The organism is Streptomyces sp. SAI-170 (genome assembly GCF_049739565.1).
Classification (GTDB): domain Bacteria; phylum Actinomycetota; class Actinomycetes; order Streptomycetales; family Streptomycetaceae; genus Streptomyces.
Window position 1 is genome coordinate 3,281,920 of sequence record NZ_JBMGQD010000001.1, and the last position, 18,415, is coordinate 3,300,334.

21 protein-coding genes are annotated in these 18,415 nt (G+C 71.7%); 10 read left to right on the plus strand and 11 right to left on the minus strand.

Annotated elements, in window-relative coordinates:
* Positions 1–175: 175 nt before the first annotated feature.
* The 7 genes from RKD23_RS14465 to RKD23_RS14495 form a co-directional block, all read right to left on the minus strand.
* Positions 176–1,333, minus strand: a complete 1,158-nt coding sequence (locus RKD23_RS14465) for a hypothetical protein (protein WP_424854063.1) — start codon at positions 1,331–1,333, stop codon at positions 176–178.
* Positions 1,333–1,995, minus strand: a complete 663-nt coding sequence (locus RKD23_RS14470; protein WP_424858235.1) for an RNA polymerase sigma factor — start codon at positions 1,993–1,995, stop codon at positions 1,333–1,335. The genes RKD23_RS14465 and RKD23_RS14470 overlap by 1 nt, the downstream gene beginning before the upstream one ends.
* A 386-nt stretch (positions 1,996–2,381) precedes the next feature.
* On the minus strand, positions 2,382–3,161 hold the full coding sequence (locus RKD23_RS14475; protein WP_424854064.1) for a hypothetical protein: 780 nt from the start codon (positions 3,159–3,161) through the stop codon (positions 2,382–2,384).
* Between the two features lie 94 nt (positions 3,162–3,255).
* A complete protein-coding gene (locus RKD23_RS14480; RefSeq protein WP_424854065.1) occupies positions 3,256–3,864 on the minus strand; it encodes an RNA polymerase sigma factor in 609 nt (202 codons plus the stop codon).
* A 160-nt stretch (positions 3,865–4,024) separates the two neighbouring features.
* Entirely contained in the window at positions 4,025–4,414 is a 390-nt protein-coding gene (locus tag RKD23_RS14485; protein ID WP_424854066.1) for a hypothetical protein, read from the minus strand.
* A 123-nt stretch (positions 4,415–4,537) separates the two neighbouring features.
* Positions 4,538–5,092 carry a hypothetical protein gene (locus RKD23_RS14490; protein ID WP_424854067.1) on the minus strand — a complete coding sequence of 185 codons (555 nt, stop codon included), beginning with the start codon at positions 5,090–5,092 and terminating at the stop codon, positions 4,538–4,540.
* 150 nt (positions 5,093–5,242) lie between these two features.
* Positions 5,243–6,841: a beta-N-acetylhexosaminidase gene (locus RKD23_RS14495; protein WP_424858236.1), complete on the minus strand. Its 1,599-nt coding sequence runs from the start codon at positions 6,839–6,841 to the stop codon at positions 5,243–5,245.
* Positions 6,842–7,045: 204 nt separating this feature from the next.
* On the opposite strand from RKD23_RS14495, the gene RKD23_RS14500 reads away from it, so the two are divergent.
* The 5 genes from RKD23_RS14500 to RKD23_RS14520 all read left to right on the plus strand — a co-directional run bounded on the left by RKD23_RS14500 (position 7,046) and on the right by RKD23_RS14520 (position 11,185).
* Positions 7,046–7,585: a 2-oxo-4-hydroxy-4-carboxy-5-ureidoimidazoline decarboxylase gene (locus RKD23_RS14500; protein ID WP_424854068.1), complete on the plus strand. Its 540-nt coding sequence runs from the start codon at positions 7,046–7,048 to the stop codon at positions 7,583–7,585.
* 190 nt (positions 7,586–7,775) lie between these two features.
* Positions 7,776–8,156: a succinate dehydrogenase, cytochrome b556 subunit gene (gene sdhC, locus RKD23_RS14505; RefSeq protein ID WP_404043434.1), complete on the plus strand. Its 381-nt coding sequence runs from the start codon at positions 7,776–7,778 to the stop codon at positions 8,154–8,156.
* 5 nt (positions 8,157–8,161) lie between these two features.
* Positions 8,162–8,650: a succinate dehydrogenase hydrophobic membrane anchor subunit gene (locus RKD23_RS14510; RefSeq protein ID WP_404043436.1), complete on the plus strand. Its 489-nt coding sequence runs from the start codon at positions 8,162–8,164 to the stop codon at positions 8,648–8,650.
* Between the two features lie 19 nt (positions 8,651–8,669).
* Positions 8,670–10,424 (plus strand): succinate dehydrogenase flavoprotein subunit, encoded by a 1,755-nt coding sequence (gene sdhA, locus RKD23_RS14515; protein WP_424854069.1) that lies wholly within the window; start codon positions 8,670–8,672, stop codon positions 10,422–10,424.
* The gene (locus tag RKD23_RS14520) at positions 10,424–11,185 is read left to right on the plus strand and encodes a succinate dehydrogenase iron-sulfur subunit (protein ID WP_404043440.1); all 762 of its coding nucleotides are present in this window, start codon (positions 10,424–10,426) and stop codon (positions 11,183–11,185) included. Before sdhA ends, RKD23_RS14520 begins: the two co-directional genes overlap by 1 nt.
* A gap of 116 nt (positions 11,186–11,301) precedes the next feature.
* On the opposite strand, the gene RKD23_RS14525 is transcribed toward RKD23_RS14520, so the two are convergent.
* Positions 11,302–11,694, minus strand: coding sequence for a hypothetical protein (locus tag RKD23_RS14525; RefSeq protein WP_424854070.1), 393 nt, complete (start codon positions 11,692–11,694; stop codon positions 11,302–11,304).
* 68 nt (positions 11,695–11,762) lie between these two features.
* Here RKD23_RS14525 and RKD23_RS14530 point away from each other — a divergent pair, with 68 nt between their 5' ends.
* From RKD23_RS14530 to RKD23_RS14550, 5 genes are all read left to right on the plus strand, one after another.
* Complete coding sequence (locus tag RKD23_RS14530) at positions 11,763–12,173, plus strand: VOC family protein (protein ID WP_424854071.1); 411 nt, start codon at positions 11,763–11,765, stop codon at positions 12,171–12,173.
* A 103-nt stretch (positions 12,174–12,276) separates the two neighbouring features.
* Positions 12,277–12,675, plus strand: a complete 399-nt coding sequence (locus tag RKD23_RS14535) for a hypothetical protein (protein WP_424854072.1) — start codon at positions 12,277–12,279, stop codon at positions 12,673–12,675.
* Entirely contained in the window at positions 12,672–13,184 is a 513-nt protein-coding gene (locus RKD23_RS14540; RefSeq protein ID WP_424854073.1) for a thiol-disulfide oxidoreductase DCC family protein, read from the plus strand. Before RKD23_RS14535 ends, RKD23_RS14540 begins: the two co-directional genes overlap by 4 nt.
* Before the next feature lie 140 nt (positions 13,185–13,324).
* A complete protein-coding gene (locus RKD23_RS14545; protein ID WP_424854074.1) occupies positions 13,325–14,311 on the plus strand; it encodes a trypsin-like serine peptidase in 987 nt (328 codons plus the stop codon).
* Positions 14,312–14,334: 23 nt separating this feature from the next.
* Positions 14,335–15,096 carry a TetR/AcrR family transcriptional regulator gene (locus RKD23_RS14550; RefSeq protein WP_424854075.1) on the plus strand — a complete coding sequence of 254 codons (762 nt, stop codon included), beginning with the start codon at positions 14,335–14,337 and terminating at the stop codon, positions 15,094–15,096.
* 7 nt (positions 15,097–15,103) lie between these two features.
* Here RKD23_RS14550 and RKD23_RS14555 read toward each other — a convergent pair whose 3' ends face one another.
* The 3 genes from RKD23_RS14555 to RKD23_RS14565 form a co-directional block, all read right to left on the minus strand.
* A complete protein-coding gene (locus tag RKD23_RS14555) occupies positions 15,104–16,645 on the minus strand; it encodes an ABC transporter substrate-binding protein (protein WP_424858237.1) in 1,542 nt (513 codons plus the stop codon).
* A 207-nt stretch (positions 16,646–16,852) separates the two neighbouring features.
* Positions 16,853–18,094, minus strand: coding sequence for a metallophosphoesterase (locus tag RKD23_RS14560; RefSeq protein ID WP_424854076.1), 1,242 nt, complete (start codon positions 18,092–18,094; stop codon positions 16,853–16,855).
* 45 nt (positions 18,095–18,139) lie between these two features.
* A complete protein-coding gene (locus RKD23_RS14565) occupies positions 18,140–18,379 on the minus strand; it encodes an SCO4848 family membrane protein (protein ID WP_404043454.1) in 240 nt (79 codons plus the stop codon).
* Positions 18,380–18,415 lie beyond the last annotated feature (36 nt).

Genomic DNA, 18,415 nt, shown 5'->3' on the forward strand with positions numbered 1-18,415 from the left:
GGGCGGGACCGGGGGAACGTGTCCCGCCCGCGCCAAATGCACGAGCCACGGGTACGGGGGGAACCCCGGCTCTGTGCGAGGGCCGATGACCAGTCGGCTCACTTAGTACTGCGTCACGGCCCGCGAAAACGTCACACCTGCGTCGAAAAATTTTTGGACTCGGTGAAACCGCAGGTCACAGGCTTGTGTAGGGGGGGTTGGGCGAGGGCTGCGAGGACCGCGGGGACCCGGAGGTCGGCTCGGGCAGGGCGGGGCCGAAGGCCGGGGGCCTGCTGGTGGAGCGGTCGCGCCGCCGGTGGCCGTCGCCGGTCCGGTCGCGGCTGCCGCCGCTGCCGCCGCTGCCTCCGCCGACCTGGTCGCCGTCGCCGATCTGGCTCCCGCCGCCGGACTGGCCTCCGCCGTTGCCGTTGCCGTTGCCGTTGCCGGGCTCGTCCTTGTCGTCGGAGTCGCCGCCGCCGTTGCCGTCCTTGCCGGTGCCGCCGGTGCCGCCGTTCTTGCCGGTGTCCTGGGACGTGCCCCCGGAGGTGTCCTTGCTGCCGCCGTCGGCCTCACCGAGCAGGCCCTTGCAGTACGTCCACACCCGGGTGGAGCCGCCGGCCACGCCCTCCAGGGCGCGCTTGCGGCCGGCGTCGAGGGAGCGGCCGTCGCGCACGGCGCGGCAGGAGGCGACGGCCTCGCGCCGGGTGTCCGCGGTGCCCTGGCCGACGTCGGAGCCGCCGGGGGTGGTGCGGTCGCGGCCGAGGGTGCCGGTGCCGCCGGTGTCCCGGGCGGTGTCGCGGCCGGCGCTGCCGCCGCCGACGGAACCGTCCGGGCGGGGCGAAAGGCCGCTGCTGTCGGGCGAGGGCGTCACCAGCGGCTGCCGGGGGGTCGCGGCCGCGGAGACCGAGGCGGCGGGGGCGGGTTCGGCGTCGTCGAACGGCGTCGGCAGGACTCCGGTTCCGGCCGCGACGGCGACCCCGCCGACCATGCCGGCGGCCAGCGCGGCGGCCAGGCCGTAGCGCAGCGGGCGGGCCCAGCGCGGGCGCCGGACGGCACCGGCCGCGCCGTCGCCACCTCCCAGCCGGACCAGCCCGGCGTCGGAGGCACCGCCCCGTACGGCGGCGCCGCGGGCTGCCGGGCGCTCGGCGCGGGCGCTGCGGAACGCGGCCAGCGCGGCGGCCTCACCGGGGAGTTCGGCGCTGGTCGGGGCGGGTGTCGCGGACAGCGCGGCGAGGACTTCGGCGAGCTGCTCGGCCTGGCCCCGGGCATCGGCGCGGACCGCGTCCGGTGACTGCCCGCGCAGCAGTCGCTCCGCCGTTTCGCGGTCCAGCCACCCGTACTGCTCGTCGGCCATCACATGTCCTTCTGCGTCCGCGGTCGCGTATGCGTCACAGTCGCGGACGTCACCGTCCTGGCGCGCGGTTCTCGCTGAGCGGGCAGCGCGTCGAGCACGCCCGTGGATTCCGGATCCTCGCCGATCAGCTCGGCCAGCCGCTTCAGCCCCCGGTGTGCGGCGGTGCGGACGGCGCCCGCGCGCTTGCCGAGCGTCTCGGCGGCGGTCTTGGCGTCGAGGCCCACGACCACCCGGAGCACGACGGCCTCGGCCTGGTCCTGCGGGAGGCGGGCGATCAGGGAGAGGGTGCGGCCCGTCGCCAGGGCCTCCATGGCCTCGCCCGCGGTGTCGGACTCGGCGGGCTTGCCGGTCAGCTCGGTCTCGTCGCCGCCGACGGCGGGGCGGCGGCCGCGCATACGTATGTGGTCCAGGGCGCGGTTACGGGCTATGCGGGCGGCCCAGCCGCGGAAGCGGTCGGCGTCGCCGCTGAACCTGTCCAGGTCGCGGGCTATCTGGAGCCAGGCCTCGGAGGCGACGTCCTCGGCGTCGGGCTCACCGACGAGCGTCCGGACGTATCCGAGCAACCGCGGGTGCACCGCGCGGTACACAGTCCGGAACGCGGTCTCGTCCCCGTCCTGTGCCGCAAGCACCGCGGCCGTCAGCTCCGCGTCGTCCCCCAGCACCGCGCCCCTCTTGCGCACCGATCCGGTCGTACGCCGTGTCCGGGACCACACAGCCCTGGCAGCCCGGCGCGAATGGCACGTTACGGCGTGAAACCGCTCTGCGTCCATGTGCGACGGAGGGAGATGGAAGATGCAACTAACTCGTGACGCGGTGCACGGCTGCGGGGTGTGACAGAAATCGGGGCCCCGACGCTGAAGAAAGTACGGGCCGCCGCGCGGCCCGTCCGCGCGACGGCCGGGGCCTCTCCTGTGGGGGGTGGCGGCCCCGGCCGTTGCCTCGGTTCGCCACCCACCGCGCGTTTCAGCGCCGTCCGGGTTCTTCTGATTCAGCGCGTCCGCGTTCTTCTGCGCTCTTCTACGTTCTTCAGCGTGCTGCCACGCACCTGCTAGCGCTTCCCGCCCCCGGCAGGGTCCAGTGGGACCGCGTCGGCCGGTCGGCCGGTCTCGACCGGTGGGTCCAGTGGGGTCGGCGGTACGGCCACGGTCGGCAGGTCGAGGGGGGTCGGCTGCACCGACGGGGCGGGGGGCTTCGTGGCGCGGGTGTGGTCGGCGCAGTAGGAGTCGACGTGCTGCTCACCGCCGGCCGCCTGGACGAGCCGGGCCCAGGCTGTCGCCTCCAGTGCCTCGCCGCGGGCCTCGACCTGCGCGTAGGCGCGGCAGTGGGCCTCCGTGGTGTCGTCGGCCGGGAGGGGGCGGTCGGCAAGGCCGGCTCCGGTGGAGGGGGTGCCGGGGCGGTCGGAGGTGGCGTCGGTGGAGGGAGGGGTGGTGGGCGGGGTGGTGTCGGAGGGGGAGTCCGTGGAGGGGGCCGCGGGCCGGCGGGAGGTGTCCTCGGCGCTGTCGTCGGGGCCGCCGACGGCCGCGTAGGCGACGCCGCCGAGAGTCAGACCGGACAGCAGCACGGCGAGCGTGGTGCGCAGCGGCAGGCCGGCCCGCGCCCTGTGGGGCCGCCAGTCGTCACGCCGCCGGGTCCGCGCGTGCCGTGCGCGGCCGTGCTGCGCGGCCCGGAACGCGGCCAGTGCCCGCCGTTCGCCGTCGGAGCCGGGCTCGACACGCCGCAGAGCGACGGCGACGTACTCCTCCAGCGCCGCCGTGTCGACGCGCTCGGTGGAGCCGGAGCGGGCGGCGGCAGGGTCGGGTGTCGTGCCTCCGTTCAGCCACTCACCCATGCCCGCTTCCGCTTCCATTTCCGCCCCGCTCACCGGTTCACCCGGTCCATCGGGTCCGTCCGTCTCGCCGCCGGCCTGTCACCGCCGTCGTCGTTCATGTCGACTCACCCAGCGTCCGGGGAGCCTCATCCGTCACACCCAGCTGGCGTGCCAGCCGTTTCAGCCCGCGGTGGGCCGCGGTGCGCACCGCGCCGGGGCGTTTGCCGAGGACGCGGGCGGCCGCGGGCCCGTCGAGGCCCACCACCACGCGCAGCAGCACCGCCTCGGCCTGGTCGGGCGGCAGCGAGCGGACCAGCGCCAGGGCGCGCTCGGTGGAGAGCGACTCCAGTGCCTGCTCGTGCGTGCTGTGCGGGCCGGGCAGCTCCAGCACGTCCTGCTCCAGCACGGCGCCGCGCGGCCGCACCCGCAGCCGGCGCAGATGGTCCAGCGCCCGGTGCCGGGCGATCGTCGCCGTCCAGCCGCGAAAGCCCGCCCCGTCGCCCTTGAACCGCCCGAGGTCGCGGGCGATCTCCAGCCAGGCGTCGGAGGCCACGTCCTCGGCGTCGTCGCCGACGAGCCCGCGCAGATACCCGAGCAGTCCCGGCTGCACCAGCCGGTAGGCGACCGCGAAGGCGGCCTCGTCGCCGTTCTGGGCCCGGGCGACCGCCGCGCCCAGCTCCCCGTCGTACGCCTGCACGCGCCGGGGTTCCCCTCCCTGGCCCAAGACCGTCCTCGTTCGCACCGGATTGCCTGCGGGACCACGCCGTACGACTCCGTTGTCGGTACTGACGCCCCCCGTCTCATCAGCGCCGGGGTTCACAGAAGTGTCACAGCTGTGCACCTGCCCCCGGAAACGGGCGGTCGCGGGGAGGGGCGGCCCTGGTCTAGCCGCCCGCCGTCGCGTCCCGGCACAGCAGTCGCAGGGAGCCGTGGCCGGTGAAGCAGCGCCGGGCCTCGTCGATGGGGTCCCACAGACGGCCGTCGGGGGTGCGGACCCAGTGGTCGCCGCCGGTCGCCCACCACTCGCCGCCGGTCTGCCGGACGACCACCTCACCGGCGTACGCCCCGAGCCCGCGCAGCACGTGCTCCATGGCGGCGTACGGCGGGTCCTCCCGGCGCAGCTCCTCGATCATCCGGTCGACGCGCCACAGGCTCTGCGCCGAGTAGTCCAGGCGCAGCCGCGCGCCCTCCCGCATCGTCGCCACCGCGTCGGCCGCCCAGCGGACGGGCTTCGCGGCGGCCTGGGGCCTGGTCTCCTGATGTGTCGTCGTCACATAGGCAAGAGCGACGTGACAAGCGGTTTCGTCACTGTGTTCCGGCCGGTTCCCGGGACCGGCGCAGGATTGCCCCGCCTCCCCCGCAGCACGGTCACAGGATCCGCCGCCGGTGAGGGTTTCTCAGCCCTGCTGCCGGGTACGGCGCGACACGACCGCGCGCAGCACCCGCCGGCCCTCCGTGGAGATGTCCAGCGCCCGGCGCAGCCCGGACGGGCCGTGGCCCGCCAGCAGTTCCAGGACGGTGATCTGGCGGCGCAGCTCGGCGGCGACGAGCGGCGACATGCCCTCGGTACGGCCCGCGCGGCGCGAGTCGACCTCGCCGGTGTCCTCCGCCGGGTCGAGCAGCCGGTGTATCTGGAGCGAGGCGACCGAGCAGGCGTCCGCCCACACCCGCACCTCGGCGGCCGAGCGCGCCGCGGGGGCGGCGTCCAGCATCCGCCGGGCGAGCAGCGCGGCCTCGTCGGCGCCGATGTCCGGGGCGTCCAGCTTGTCGCGCGCCTGCTCCAGCAGGTCGCCCCAGGCGGCCGGGTCGCCGCCGTCGGCCAGGTTCGCCCACAAAGGGCGCAGCAGTTCGTCGTCGCCGCCCAGCAGCGGCACGCACCGATCCAAACAAGCCAGCCCGCTGGCGGCCAGTCCGCGCTCATCGGCTTGCGCGATCAGTTCCACCAGGCTCATGCACGCCTCCCTCGACGGGGCGCCATCCGTTACGGAGCCCGCACTTTTCCTTTCTGCGCGTGACGGCCCGGTTCTGTCACAGGGGCACCGCGCCGAGCCGCCCGAGGAGCCTGTAGAGAAGGTTTTCGGCCAGGTCTCCTTGGGAGGCGCTCAGCCCACCTTGTCGGCGAGGGCCCGGAACTCGGGCCAGCTCAGCACCGGCGGGTCCGGGTCCCACAGCTTCTGGACGGTGGCCCGCAGCGGCATCCGGATGCCGGCCGCGACCTGCTCCTGGGTCTGGGAGCGGGGCAGGTCTCCCCACACGGCGAAGGAGCCGCCGAGGATCTGGGCGTCGTAGCGGGCGGGGACGGGATCGGTGCCGCGCAGGACGCGCGGGGTCCACTGCTCGTAGATCCGCTCGCCGGTGGGATAGACGAAGGTCTGCGGCTCGCCGAGGACGTAGTACAGGAACTCGTCGTTGTAGTTGACGACCTTGCGGCCCGCCTCCAGATAGCCCGCGGGCTCCCGGGCGCCGATCTCCTTGCCGGTCCAGTAGGCGACCTGGATGTCCCGGTCCGGCGGGAAGGTCGTGGAGCGGTAGAAGCCGTCGTTCCAGGCGAGCGGGGTGCGGCCGAGCGCCCGGACGGTGTCGGCGCGGTCGTTGAGCCACCCGGTGGCCAGGTCGGCGATGCCCGCGTCGGGGCCGTAGGACTCCCGCGCGTCCGTGGCGAGCTGCGGGTAGGAGCCCTCGGGGTCGGACACCATCAGCGCGAGGTACTCGTCGCCGCCCAGATGCCAGGGCCCGCCGGGGAACAGCTCCGCGTACTCGCCGAGCAGGTCGTCGACGATCTCGGCGGCGTCCGGGTCGGAGATGTCGACCGCGCCGCGCGCGGCCACGCCCTGCACATCGCGCAGCTTCAGCTCGGGGTGCGCGTCGAGGACCGCGCCCAGATGGCCGGGTGAGTCGATCTCGGGCACGACGGTGATGTGCCGGCTCGCGGCGAGGCGGACGATCCGCCGGACCTGCGCCTTGGTCAGATGCTCCTTGGAGACGATCTCGGGGTGGGTGTCCGACTGGATACGGAAGCCCTGGTCGTCGGAGAAGTGCAGACCGAGCTGGTTGAACTTCAGGTCGCCCAGCTCACGGACCCGGTCCTCGATCCAGTCGGCGCTGTACGGCTTGCGCGCGATGTCCAGCATCAGCGCGCGCACCGGCTTGGCGGGCTCGTCCCGCACCACGCCCTCGGGCGCCGTTCCCCCGCCGCGCACCTCCTGCTTCAGCGTGCGCGTCCCGTAGAAGACACCCGCCTCGTCCGGCCCGCTGATGGTGACGCGCCCGCCGCGCACGGTCATGGCGTACGACTCCGGGTCCGCGCCCTCGTCGCCGTTCAGCGCGAGCCGTACGTCCCCTTCGCGTACGTCACCGCGCTCGCCGGCGTACGTCAGCCCCAGCTCACCGGCGATCAGCCGCCCCTCGTCGCCGAGCTCGGCGTCGCTGACGACCACGCGGTACGACGACCGCGGGCGCCAGCCGGGTCCGCGGGCGGAGGTGTGCTCGCGCACGGCGGGGATGGTGCGCGGGGCCTCGGACATGGGGTAGCTGCGGGTGGGGCTGGGCGTCGGACTCGGCGAAGGTCCGGTGCGTGCGCCGGGGCTCGCGCTCGGGGAGGCCACCGACGAGCCGCCGCCGTCTCCGCCGGAGGCCCACAGCCCCACACCCACTCCGAAGGCCACGACCGCGGCGCCGATGATCAGCGCCCGCCGCCGCACGTTCCGCTCCGCTCGCCCCGACCGGCTCGCCGGTGGGCGCCTGTGCTGGCTCACGCGGCCAACCTACGACCGTCGGGCGCCTGCGTTGTCCACCACACGTTCCGAAACTCTCTCGTCCGGGTGAAATTCGGGCATCCGTCGACACGGCATGAGCACGCTCTTATAGCGTGGCGGCACATCTCTCACACAATCCCCTGCCGAAACGTGACTCGTCTCCTTCCCGAGCAGACCCGCGCCACGCCGTCCCCGCTGCAGCGCTTCAACACGCTATCTGCCGCCGAGGCCCGGCACGCCCTCCTGTCCTGCCTGCGCAGCCTGCGCTGGGCCGACCGCATCACCGCCCACCGCCCCTATCCCGACCTCGACGCCCTCCTGGCCGCCGCGGACGAGGCCGCGTACGACCTGACGCCGTCGGACCTGGCGGAGGCGCTGGCCGCCGAGACCCTGCCGACCCTGCCGGAGGACACGTACGGGGCGGCCCACATGGCGCTGAGCGCCGCCCGAGCGGCATACGAAGCGAGATTCGGACACGCGTTCGTCATCTATCTGGGTGAGACACCGCCGGACGAAGCTCTCGACCGAACCCTGGAGGGCATCCGCTCCCGTCTGACGAACGACCCGGAGGACGAACGCCTGGTGGCAGCGGAAGAACTCCGCAGACTGGCAAAAGGACGGTTGATGAATGCCCTAAGGGGCGCGGGGAACTGCGCGACAAGCCACAAACAGCCCGCACCCGGCAAATAACAGAACAAGCCCCCACAGATGCCGAAAAACTCACCCATCCGCGTGCCACTTTGATCACACCGCAAGGCCCCGGGTCAGCCCAGCGGCAGCGCGTCGCTACGATGCTGGGGGCCGGTGGACCGTACCCGGCCGGGCCCGACCGACAGAGAAGCCGGCGCGGCCCTAGTCCCCGCTCCCGGAGGGTTCTTCCGTGCCGGCTGGAACGCTGTACCGCGGCCGGGAAGGAATGTGGTCCTGGGTGGCTCACCGAGTCACCGGCGTCCTCATCTTCTTCTTCCTGTTCGTCCATGTCCTGGACACCGCTCTCGTGCGTGTCTCCCCCGAGGACTACGACAAGGTCGTAGCCACGTACAAGACGCCGATCGTCGCGCTGCTGGAGTACGGCCTCGTCGCCGCCATCCTCTTCCACGCGCTCAACGGCCTGCGCGTCATCGCCGTCGACTTCTGGTCGAAGGGCCCCCGCTACCAGAAGCAGATGCTCTGGACCGTCGTAGGCATCTGGGTCGTGCTCATGGCCGGTGCCCTGTACCCGGTCCTCGGCCACGCCGCTCGTGAACTGTTCGGGAGCTGACGCGCATGTCCACGACTGAAACCAAGGCTTCCGGCATCGGTCCGGTGGAGGGCGCGGGCGCGTCCGTCTACAGCGTCGACAACCCGGCGCCGTACATCGAGGCCCCCCGCAAGCGCACCAAGAAGACCCCCCGGTCCACCCGCGGCAACTTCGAGATGGCCGCATGGCTGTTCATGCGCCTGTCCGGTGTGGTCCTGGTCGTCCTGGTCCTCGGCCACCTGCTGATCCAGCTCGTGCTGGACGGCGGCGTCTCCAAGATCGGCTTCGCCTTCGTGGCGGGCCGCTGGGCGTCCCCGTTCTGGCAGGTCTGGGACCTGCTGATGCTGTGGCTGGCGATGCTGCACGGCGCCAACGGCCTGCGCACGGTCATCAACGACTACGCGGAGCGCGCGAACACCCGGCTGTGGCTGAAGGGCCTGCTCTACACCGCCACGGTGTTCACCATCCTGCTGGGCACGCTGGTGATCTTCACCTTCGACCCGAACATCCGCTAGGCACGGGGCTGCGAGAAACATGAAGATCCACAAGTACGACACCGTCATCGTCGGCGCCGGTGGCGCGGGCATGCGCGCGGCCATCGAGTCGACGAAGCGCAGCCGCACCGCGGTCCTGACCAAGCTCTACCCCACCCGCTCCCACACGGGCGCCGCGCAGGGCGGCATGGCCGCGGCGCTGGCCAACGTGGAGGAGGACAACTGGGAGTGGCACACCTTCGACACGGTCAAGGGCGGTGACTACCTGGTCGACCAGGACGCCGCGGAGATCCTGGCGAAGGAGGCCATCGACTCGGTCCTCGACCTGGAGAAGATGGGCCTGCCGTTCAACCGCACCCCGAACGGCACGATCGACCAGCGGCGTTTCGGCGGTCACTCCCGTAACCACGGTGAGGCGCCCGTCCGCCGCTCCTGCTACGCGGCCGACCGCACCGGTCACATGATCCTCCAGACGCTGTACCAGAACTGCGTCAAGGAGGGCGTGGAGTTCTTCAACGAGTTCTACGTCCTGGACCAGCTGATCACCGAGGTCGACGGCGTCAAGAAGTCCGCCGGTGTGGTCGCCTACGAGCTGGCCACCGGCGAGATCCACGTCTTCCAGGCGAAGGCCGTCATCTACGCCTCCGGCGGCTGCGGCAAGTTCTTCAAGGTGACGTCCAACGCGCACACCCTGACCGGTGACGGTCAGGCCGCCGTCTACCGTCGCGGTCTGCCGCTGGAGGACATGGAGTTCTTCCAGTTCCACCCGACCGGCATCTGGCGCATGGGCATCCTGCTGACGGAGGGCGCCCGTGGTGAGGGCGGCATCCTCCGCAACAAGGACGGCGAGCGCTTCATGGAGAAGTACGCGCCGGTCATGAAGGACCTCGCGTCCCGTGACGTCGTCTCGCGCTCCATCTACACGGAGATCCGTGAGGGCCGCGGCTGCGGTCCCGAGGGCGACCACGTCTACCTGGACCTCACGCACCTGCCGCCGGAGCAGCTGGACGCCAAGCTGCCGGACATCACCGAGTTCGCGCGGACCTACCTCGGCATCGAGCCCTACACGGACCCGATCCCGATCCAGCCGACCGCGCACTACGCGATGGGCGGCATCCCGACGAACGTCGAGGGTGAGGTCCTGGCGGACAACACCACCGTCGTGCCGGGTCTGTACGCCGCCGGTGAGGTCGCCTGCGTCTCCGTGCACGGCGCCAACCGTCTGGGCACCAACTCGCTCCTGGACATCAACGTGTTCGGCAAGCGCGCGGGCATCGCCGCCGCCGAGTACTCGCAGAAGGCCGACTTCGTCGAGCTGCCGGAGAACCCGGAGTCCCTCGTCGTCGAGCAGATCGAGCGGCTGCGCAACTCCACGGGCACCGAGCGGGTGGCGACGCTGCGCCGCGAGCTGCAGGAGACCATGGACGCCAACGTCATGGTGTTCCGCACCGAGCAGACGATCAAGACGGCCGTCGAGAAGATCGCCGAGCTGCGCGAGCGGTACAAGAACGTGGCGATCCAGGACAAGGGCCGGCGGTTCAACACGGACCTGCTGGAGGCCATCGAGCTGGGCAACCTGCTGGACCTGGCCGAGGTCATGGCGGTCTCCGCCCTGGCCCGCAAGGAGTCCCGCGGCGGTCACTACCGCGAGGACTACCCGAACCGCGACGACGTCAACTTCATGCGTCACACGATGGCGTACCGCGAGGTCGGCGCCGACGGGTCGGAAACCGTCCGTCTCGACTACAAGCCGGTCGTCCAGACCCGCTACCAGCCGATGGAGCGTAAGTACTGATGGCTACCCCTGTTCTGGACAAGGTCGAGGCGGAGTCCGCGGCCTCCCCGTACATCACGGTCACCTTCCGGGTCCGCCGGTTCAACCCGGAGGTCTCGGCCGAGGCGACCTGGGAAGACTTCCAGCTGGAGATCGACCCGAAGGAGCGCGTCCTCGACGGCCTCCACAAGATCAAGTGGGACCTCGACGGCACGCTGACGTTCCGCCGCTCCTGCGCGCACGGCATCTGCGGCTCCGACGCCATGCGGATCAACGGCAAGAACCGCCTGGCGTGCAAGACGCTGATCAAGGACATCAACCCCGAGAAGCCGATCACGGTCGAGCCCATCAAGGGCCTGACGGTCCTGAAGGACCTGGTCGTCGACATGGAGCCGTTCTTCCAGGCGTACCGGGACGTGATGCCCTTCCTGATCACGAAGGACACCAACGAGCCGACGCGGGAACGCCTGCAGACGGCGGAGGACCGCGAGCGCTTCGACGACACGACGAAGTGCATCCTCTGCGCGGCCTGCACCTCCTCGTGCCCGGTCTTCTGGAACGACGGCCAGTACTTCGGCCCGGCGGCGATCGTCAACGCGCACCGCTTCATCTTCGACTCGCGTGACGAGGCCGGCGAGCAGCGCCTGGAGATCCTCAACGACAAGGACGGCGTGTGGCGCTGCCGCACGACCTTCAACTGCACGGACGCCTGCCCGCGCGGCATCGAGGTCACCAAGGCGATCCAGGAGGTCAAGCGAGCGCTGATCACGCGCCGCTACTGATCCCGGCTTCGGCCGCCTGACACCGAGGGCCCCGCTTCCCGGTTCCGCACCGGGGGGCGGGGCCCCTGTGCGTCCGCAGTGTGCCGCGCCGGCCGCGGACCGCCGCCAGAGGGTCATCAGCCGCCCACCAGCGGCACGAGCTTCAGGAACGTGACCTCGGTGCCGGATCCGAGCTCTATCTCCTCGTCGAGCTCGGTCACCTGACGGTCCCCCACGAGCAGCAGGAAGCCGTTGCGGGTGAACGCCTCCAGGGCCAGGGCGGTCTGCTGCTCCGGGTCGATGCGGCGAGGCGTGCGCAACGCGTAGCCGTCGAGGACGCGCTCGGCGTCCTGGGGCTGGACGAGCCCCTGGAAGACGGCCGGGGTGCGGGCGTTGTACTCCGCGACCTCCTCAAAGACCCGGCGCCGGATCAGTTCGCGCGCGCCGAGCCGCTCCTCGGCGACCTCCAGAGGCCGGCCCTCGCTGCGGCTCCCGCTGGTCGTCTCGTCGACGAACATCACGATTCCCATGCCGCCGACAGTACGAGGCACCACTGACAATGCCGGGTTCCGGGCGACCGGACACCTAGCCTGATGGCATGTCAGATGACGAGTCGTACGAACTGCTCGGGTTCGACAACGTGCTGCTGCCGGTCGGGCATCTCGGCGAGGCGGTGGCGTTCTACGAGCGGGCCGGGTTCGCGGTGGGCTTCCGGATCGACGAGGCCGGGATCGCGTCGCTGAAGGTCGGCGGGGAGACGCCGGGGATTCTGCTGCGGGTGGAGGACGAGCTGGGGCACCGGCCGCCGCCGTGGCACTCGGCGCAGGTCTGGCTGGAGGTGCCGGACGCGCGGGTGGCGGCGCGGGCGCTGCGGGCCGCGGGGATCGTGCCGCTCGACGAGCCCGCCTCGGTGGCCACGGGCTGGACGGTGGAGATCGCCGACCCGTGGGGCAACGTCATCGGGTTCACCGACTACACCAAGCGGCCGGAGCTGGGCCGCAGACCGTGACGCAGGTCTCCCCGCTCCGCGCGCTATTGCGTTGAACGCGTTCAAAACCAGGTCTACAGTCTTCCCTGTCAGCGTTTTGAACGCGTTCAAGAAGGGGGAGGCCATGGACCGCACGGTCATCGCCTACGTCATCTACCTGTCCGTCAGCATCGCCCTCACCGTGTGGGTGGCGCGCACGCTCAGCCGCAACGGACGGGTCTTCCTCGCCGACGTCCTGCGCGGCAACGAAGAGCTCGCCGACGCCGTCAACCGCCTTCTGGTGGTGGGCTTCTACCTGGTGAACATGGGCTTCGTCGCCCTCTTCATGACGGACAGCGGAGACGTCTCCGACACCCGCGGCATCTTCGAGAACCTGTCGGCCAAGCTCGGCGTGGTTCTGCTGGTGCTCGGCATCATGCACCTGGGCAACGTCTACGTCCTCAACCGGATCCGGCGCCGGGGCGCGATGGAGCGCGAGCAGGTGCCGCCGGTCGCGCCGCAGGGCTGGACGGCCCAGGCATGAGCACGGCACCGACCGTCCAGGACCGGGACGCCGCCACGCGCGTCCCGGTCCGCCGGCTCACCGTCCTCTACGACGCCGAGTGCGCCCTGTGCGCCCATGTGCGCGACTGGCTCGCCCGGCAGCGGCAGTTGGTGCCGCTGGAGCTGATCCCGGCCGCCTCGGCCGAGGCCCGCGCGCGCTTCCCCGGCCTCGACCACGCCGGCACCCTCGACGACATCACCGTCGTGGGCGACACCGGTCAGCTCTGGCAGGGCGCGGCCGCCTGGGTCGTCGTCCTGTGGGCCCTGCGCGAACACCGGCCGCTCGCCCACCGCCTGAGCAGCCCCGCCGGAATGCGCCTCGCCAAGGGCGCGGCCCTGGCGGCGGCGAAGTGGCGGGACGGACGGTGGGGCCGCGACCAGCAGGGCCGCGAGGTGTACCGGCGGACCGACGGGTGGTCGTACGACCCGTCGTGGGGCTGGAGGTACACGGGGCCGGGGTGCGAGGGCGGGGCCTGCACGCCGCAATAGGGCAGCCGAGGCCCGCAGCAGGTCAGTCGAGGACCGCAGCACGGCAGCCGAGGCCCGCAGTTTTGGCATGCACCCTTCCAAAATCGCGGCCGCGTTGGCACGCTGCCCCCGCAGCTCGCCCCCACACAGAAGGAGTTCGCGTGAGAGGCATACCCCGCATCTCCGGCACCTTCCTCGGCGTACTCGCCGGCGTCACCGCGCTGCTCGCCACCGGCGCCCTGGCCAGCCCGGCGGGTGCCGCCGCCCCGCAGCCCGACAGCACCGCCGTACGGCAGATCCCGGCCGCCGCGCAGCAGCAGGCGCGTGACTTCTGGACCCCGCGGCGGATGCGCGAGGCGCAGCCGCTGGACCTGCTGAGCGTCGGCCGGACCGGCGTGCACAAGGCACCGCGCCAGGGCGCCCCGAGCACGGTCCGGCCCACCTCCCCGGACCTCGGTGTGCTGGCCTTCCCCAACGCAGGCGGCGCCTGGACCGGCGGCGGCAAGGTCGTCTCCACGGCCGGCCGGGTGTTCTTCAGCTACCAGGGCCGTACGGCGTCCTGCTCCGGCAACGCCGTCACCAGCAACAACAAGAGCACGGTCATCACGGCCGGCCACTGCGTGAAGCTGGAGGGCGCCTGGCACACCAACTGGGTCTTCGTGCCCGGCTATCACGACGGCCAGGCCCCCTACGGCCGCTGGGCCGCCACCAAGACCCTGTCCACACCCCAGTGGACGGCGAGCGAGGACATCAACTACGACATCGGCGCCGCGGTCGTCGCCCCGCTGGACGGGCGCGCGCTCACCGACGTCGTCGGCGGACAGGGACTGGCCTTCAACACCGGGTACGGCCTGCGCATGTACTCCTTCGGGTTCCCGGCCGCGTCCCCGTACGACGGCGAGAAGTTCATCTACTGCAGCGGCACCACCAGCCGGGACTTCCTGCTGTCCAGCGACCACGGCATGGCCTGCAACATGACCGGCGGCGCGAGCGGCGGGCCCTGGTTCAGCCAGTTCGACGAGGCGACCGGCAGCGGCCTGCTGTCCTCGGTGAACAGCTTCAAGTACAACTTCCTGCCCAACCGCATGTACGGGCCGTACTTCGGCACCGACGCGCAGAACCTCTACCAGGCGGCGCAGTCCTCCTGATCCGTACTGGTTAGGCTCGCTCCGTGCCCTCGAAGAACGACAGCCCCCCGCGGAACGACAGCCCCGAGCCCAGCAAGTCCGAGCAGACCCGCGCGCTGATCCTGGAGACGGCCATGCGGCTGTTCCAGGAGCGGGGCTACGACAAGACGACCATGCGGGCCATCGCCAAGGAGGCCGGGGTCTCCGTCGGGAACGCGTACTACTACTTCGAGGGCAAGGAGCACCTGATCCAGGGCTTCTACGACCGGATCGCCGCCGAGCACCAGGCGGCGGTCCGGGAGGTCCTGGCCCGGGAGACCGACCTGGAGGCGCGCCTCGCGGGTGTGCTGAAGGCCTGGCTGGACGTCGCCACGCCGTACCACGAGTTCGCCGTCCAGTTCTTCAAGAACGCCGCCGACCCGGACAGCCCCCTCAGCCCTTTCTCCCCGGAGTCGGAGCACGCGCGCGTGGAGGCGATCAGCGTCCACCGGGAGGTGCTGAGGGGCGCGACGAAGACGAAGGTCCCGGACGAGCTGCGGGACATCCTCCCCGAACTGATGTGGCTCTCCCAGATGGGCCTGGTCCTGTACTGGATCTTCGATCGCACTGCAGGGCGGGAGCGCAGCTACAAGCTGGCCGAGCGGGGCGCCCGCCTCACCGCCCGCGGCGTCTCCCTGGCCCGCTTCCGCGTGCTGCGCCCGCTCGTGCGCGAGGTGCACGAGCTGTTCACCGACTTCCTGCCGGGGATGACCCGGATGGTGCCGGACCCGGCGGGCAAGGGGCCCACCGGGCGCGACAGCGGCTGAGGGCCGGTCAGATCCAGGTCAGGCGCCACAGGCGGAAGACGCCCGTGCCGTCGGAGAGGTACTGGCCGCCGCCGACGTCCACGCTGGCGACGACGTACTCCTTGCCCTGCCACAGCGGGATGACCGGCACGTCCTCGGCGATCGTCTGCTGGAGGTCCTTGAAGTCGTCGGCGACCTGGCCGCGGTCGGCGTAGCGCTGGCTCGCCTGGATCAGCGCGTCGACCTCCTTGGAGGAGTAGCCGGTGTTCATGGTGCCGTCGGTGCCGACGAGCGGGGCGCCGAAGGTGTCCGCGTCGGGGTAGTCGGCGACCCAGCCGACGGCGTACGCGTCGAGCCGGCCGCCCGCCCACTGCTTCTGGAAGTCGGTCCACTCGTAGCCCTTGAGCGTGACCTGGAACAGGCCGTCCTTCTCCAGCTGCCGTTCGATCGCCTTGGCCTCGGCCTCCGCGGCGCCGCGCCCCTTGCCGTAGCCGTAGGTGAAGCGGACCGGGAGGTCCACGCCGGCCTCGGTGAGCAGGGCGCGGGCCTTGGCGGCGCTCTGCTCGGGGTAGGTGTCGAAGAACGACGTGGTGTGGCCGAGGATGCCGGCCGGGATCAGCGAGTAGAGGGGGTCGACCGTCCCGTCGTAGACGTTGACGGCGAGGTCCTCGCGGCTGATCAGCCAGGCCATGGCCTGCCGGACGCGCACATCGTGCAGCGCCCTGCCCTTGCGGGTGTTGAGGTACAGGTTGCGGGTCTCGGAGCCGTCGGCCTCGGACACCCGCATGTCCGGGTCGCTCGCGGACAGCGCGGACAGCACCTTCGGCGGCAGCTGGCGCGCGGCCACGTCGATCCGCTTGCCCTTCCACGCCCGGTCCAGCGCCTCGGAGTCGCCGAAGTAGCGCAGCTCGACCGGCTTGCCGGTGTCCTTCAGCGCGCCGCGGTAGTCGTCGTTGGGCGTGAGGACCGCGCTGCTGTCCTTGGTGTACGAGGTCAGCTCGTACGGTCCCGTGCCGTCGACGGCGTCGTCCTCGCGCAGGGCGTCGGCCGGGTACTTGGTGCTGTCGACGATCGCGCCCGCGCCGGTGGCCACCTTGAACGGGAAGGTGGCGTCCGAGGAGGACAGCCGGAAGGTCACCGTACGGCCGTCCGCCTCGACGGACTTCAGCGTGGTGAACAGCGACGCGGGGCCGACGTCCGAGTCGATCGTGCGCAGCCGGTCGAAGGAGAACTTCACGTCCTTCGCGGTCATCTCGCGCCCGCTGGGGAACTTCAGGCCCTCGCGCAGTCTGCAGCGGTAGGTGCGCAGGTCCGTGCCCTCGAAGTCGCACTCCTCCGCCGCGTCCGGCACAGGTTCGGCGCCGCCCGGCTCGAAGGTCAGCAGTGACTGGAACACGTTGCTGAACAGGGCCCACGATCCCGCGTCGTACGCCCCCGCCGGGTCGAGCGACGTCACGGCGTCCGTGGTGCCGACCGCGATGGCGTCGTCCCTGTCGTCCTGTAGTGGCAGCAACTGCCAGCCACCCACTCCCGCAGCCGCCACGACCAGCAGCGACACGAGAATCCGCATGCGAACCGAACGCACCGGTTCCCCTCCCCAGGCAACACGAAGCCACCTCCCCAGTGGCCGGGCTCAATCAACCACACGGGCCTGAGCGGGCGGAAGAGCGATCTGAGAAGTTGAGGAAGAAATTGTCGCGAGTCGTTATGGGAACGTTTCCCAGGCGGTTCTCGGCCAAAGTTCGGCACGGCGGACCCCACCAGGCCGGGGACGCCGTCAGGCCTGCTTGGACGCCAGTTCCACGACCGTGATGTCCGAGGGCGCGCCCACGCGCGTGGGCGGCCCCCACGCGCCCGCACCGCGGGAGACGTACAACTGCGTGTCGCCGTAGCGGTCCAGGCCCGCCAGCGTCGGGTTCGCCGCACCGGCGATGAGGTTGCCGGGGAAGAGCTGGCCGCCGTGGGTGTGGCCGGAGAGCTGGAGGTCGACGCCGTGCTCGACGGCCTCGTGGATCTGCACCGGCTGATGGGCGAGCAGCACGCACGCGCGCGTACGGTCGCGGTCGCCCAGGGCGCGCGCGAAGTCGGGGCCCTGGCCCTCGCTCTCGCCCGCGATGTCGTTGACGCCGGCGAGGTCGAAGTACGGCAGTTCGGTGCGGGCGTTCTCCAGCGGGCGCATCCCGAGCCGCCGTACCTCCTCGATCCACTGGCCGGCGCCGGAGAAGTACTCGTGGTTTCCGGTGACGAAGTACGCCCCGTGCCGCGCTTCGAGCCCGGCGAGCGGGGCCGCGGCCGGACCGAGGTTGGCCACGCTGCCGTCGACGAGGTCGCCGACCACCGCGATCAGGTCGGGCTGCGTGGAGTTGATGGTGTCGACGACCTTCTGCGCGAAACCGCGGCCGAGGACGGGGCTGAGGTGGATGTCGCTGACGACCGCGATCCGGAAGCCGTGCGCGGCCCGCGGGAGTCTGGCCAGCGGCACGGTGACCCGCTTCACGCCGGGGCCGCGCAGCACGCCGTACGTGCCGTATCCGACGGTTCCGACGGCGGCCGCGGCGGCGGCTCCGGCGACGACACGGGAGACGAACAGGCGGCGGGAGGGCGCCGGGGCCTCGGGCGGGGTCACCGGCTCGGGCTCGGGTCCACGCGGCGGCGCGCCGACCGTCGCGGGTTCCGGTTCCGCGCGTCGTACGGGCACGTCGGGCGTACGGCGTTCCAGCGCGCGTCGCAGCAGCGGCCGTACGGCCTCGCCCACGACCACGGCCAGCAGGAGGTATATGGCGAGCGCCATCCACAGGAAGCCCGGCCAGGCCAGGGTCCGCTGGAGCCAGAACGGCGCCTCCGTCCGCTCGGCCACCAGCGCGCCGATGCACAGCGCCCAGCCGCCCGCGATCAGGACCGCGCCCGCGCGGCGCACCCAGCCGGGGCCTGCGGTGGTGTCCCGGAACAGACGGCGCCACAGGTACCAGTTGGCGACGACCATGACGCCGAGTGCGAGCAGTGCGAAGACGATGACCACGCTGTCGTGCCCCTGATCCGGTTGTGGGTGAGATCGGTGAGGTCTCTATGAGGTTCGGCGCAGTGCGCGCAGACCGCGCAACCCGATGCCCCCGACGACCGTCCCCAATACGAAGGAGACGACGGCCAGCAGCAGGTGCACCCAGAAGTACGCCGTCGGGTCGCCGTCCTCGAAGGCGAGCCCGCTGCCGTCCTTGACGAGGTTCTTGACGAAAGTGATCCAGATGACCCAGCTCCAGACCCCGAACGCGAGCAGGAACCAGGAGACGGGGCGGCTGAGTTTCATGGCTCCAGTATCGCCGCCGGCCGGTGGGTTCCTCGG

Excerpts from the sequence above, each read along its gene's own strand:
- RKD23_RS14465 (WP_424854063.1), bottom strand. The coding sequence starts at position 1,333 with ATGGCCGACGAGCAGTACGGGTGGCTGGACCGCGAAACGGCGGAGCGA.
- RKD23_RS14475 (WP_424854064.1), bottom strand. The coding sequence starts at position 3,161 with ATGGGTGAGTGGCTGAACGGAGGCACGACACCCGACCCTGCCGCCGCC.
- RKD23_RS14490 (WP_424854067.1), bottom strand. The coding sequence starts at position 5,092 with ATGAGCCTGGTGGAACTGATCGCGCAAGCCGATGAGCGCGGACTGGCC.
- RKD23_RS14510 (WP_404043436.1), top strand. The coding sequence starts at position 8,162 with ATGTCCACGACTGAAACCAAGGCTTCCGGCATCGGTCCGGTGGAGGGC.
- sdhA (WP_424854069.1), top strand. The coding sequence starts at position 8,670 with ATGAAGATCCACAAGTACGACACCGTCATCGTCGGCGCCGGTGGCGCG.
- RKD23_RS14520 (WP_404043440.1), top strand. The coding sequence starts at position 10,424 with ATGGCTACCCCTGTTCTGGACAAGGTCGAGGCGGAGTCCGCGGCCTCC.
- RKD23_RS14525 (WP_424854070.1), bottom strand. The coding sequence starts at position 11,694 with ATGGGAATCGTGATGTTCGTCGACGAGACGACCAGCGGGAGCCGCAGC.
- RKD23_RS14530 (WP_424854071.1), top strand. The coding sequence starts at position 11,763 with ATGTCAGATGACGAGTCGTACGAACTGCTCGGGTTCGACAACGTGCTG.
- RKD23_RS14535 (WP_424854072.1), top strand. The coding sequence starts at position 12,277 with ATGGACCGCACGGTCATCGCCTACGTCATCTACCTGTCCGTCAGCATC.
- RKD23_RS14540 (WP_424854073.1), top strand. The coding sequence starts at position 12,672 with ATGAGCACGGCACCGACCGTCCAGGACCGGGACGCCGCCACGCGCGTC.
- RKD23_RS14555 (WP_424858237.1), bottom strand. The coding sequence starts at position 16,645 with ATGCGGATTCTCGTGTCGCTGCTGGTCGTGGCGGCTGCGGGAGTGGGT.
- RKD23_RS14565 (WP_404043454.1), bottom strand. The coding sequence starts at position 18,379 with ATGAAACTCAGCCGCCCCGTCTCCTGGTTCCTGCTCGCGTTCGGGGTC.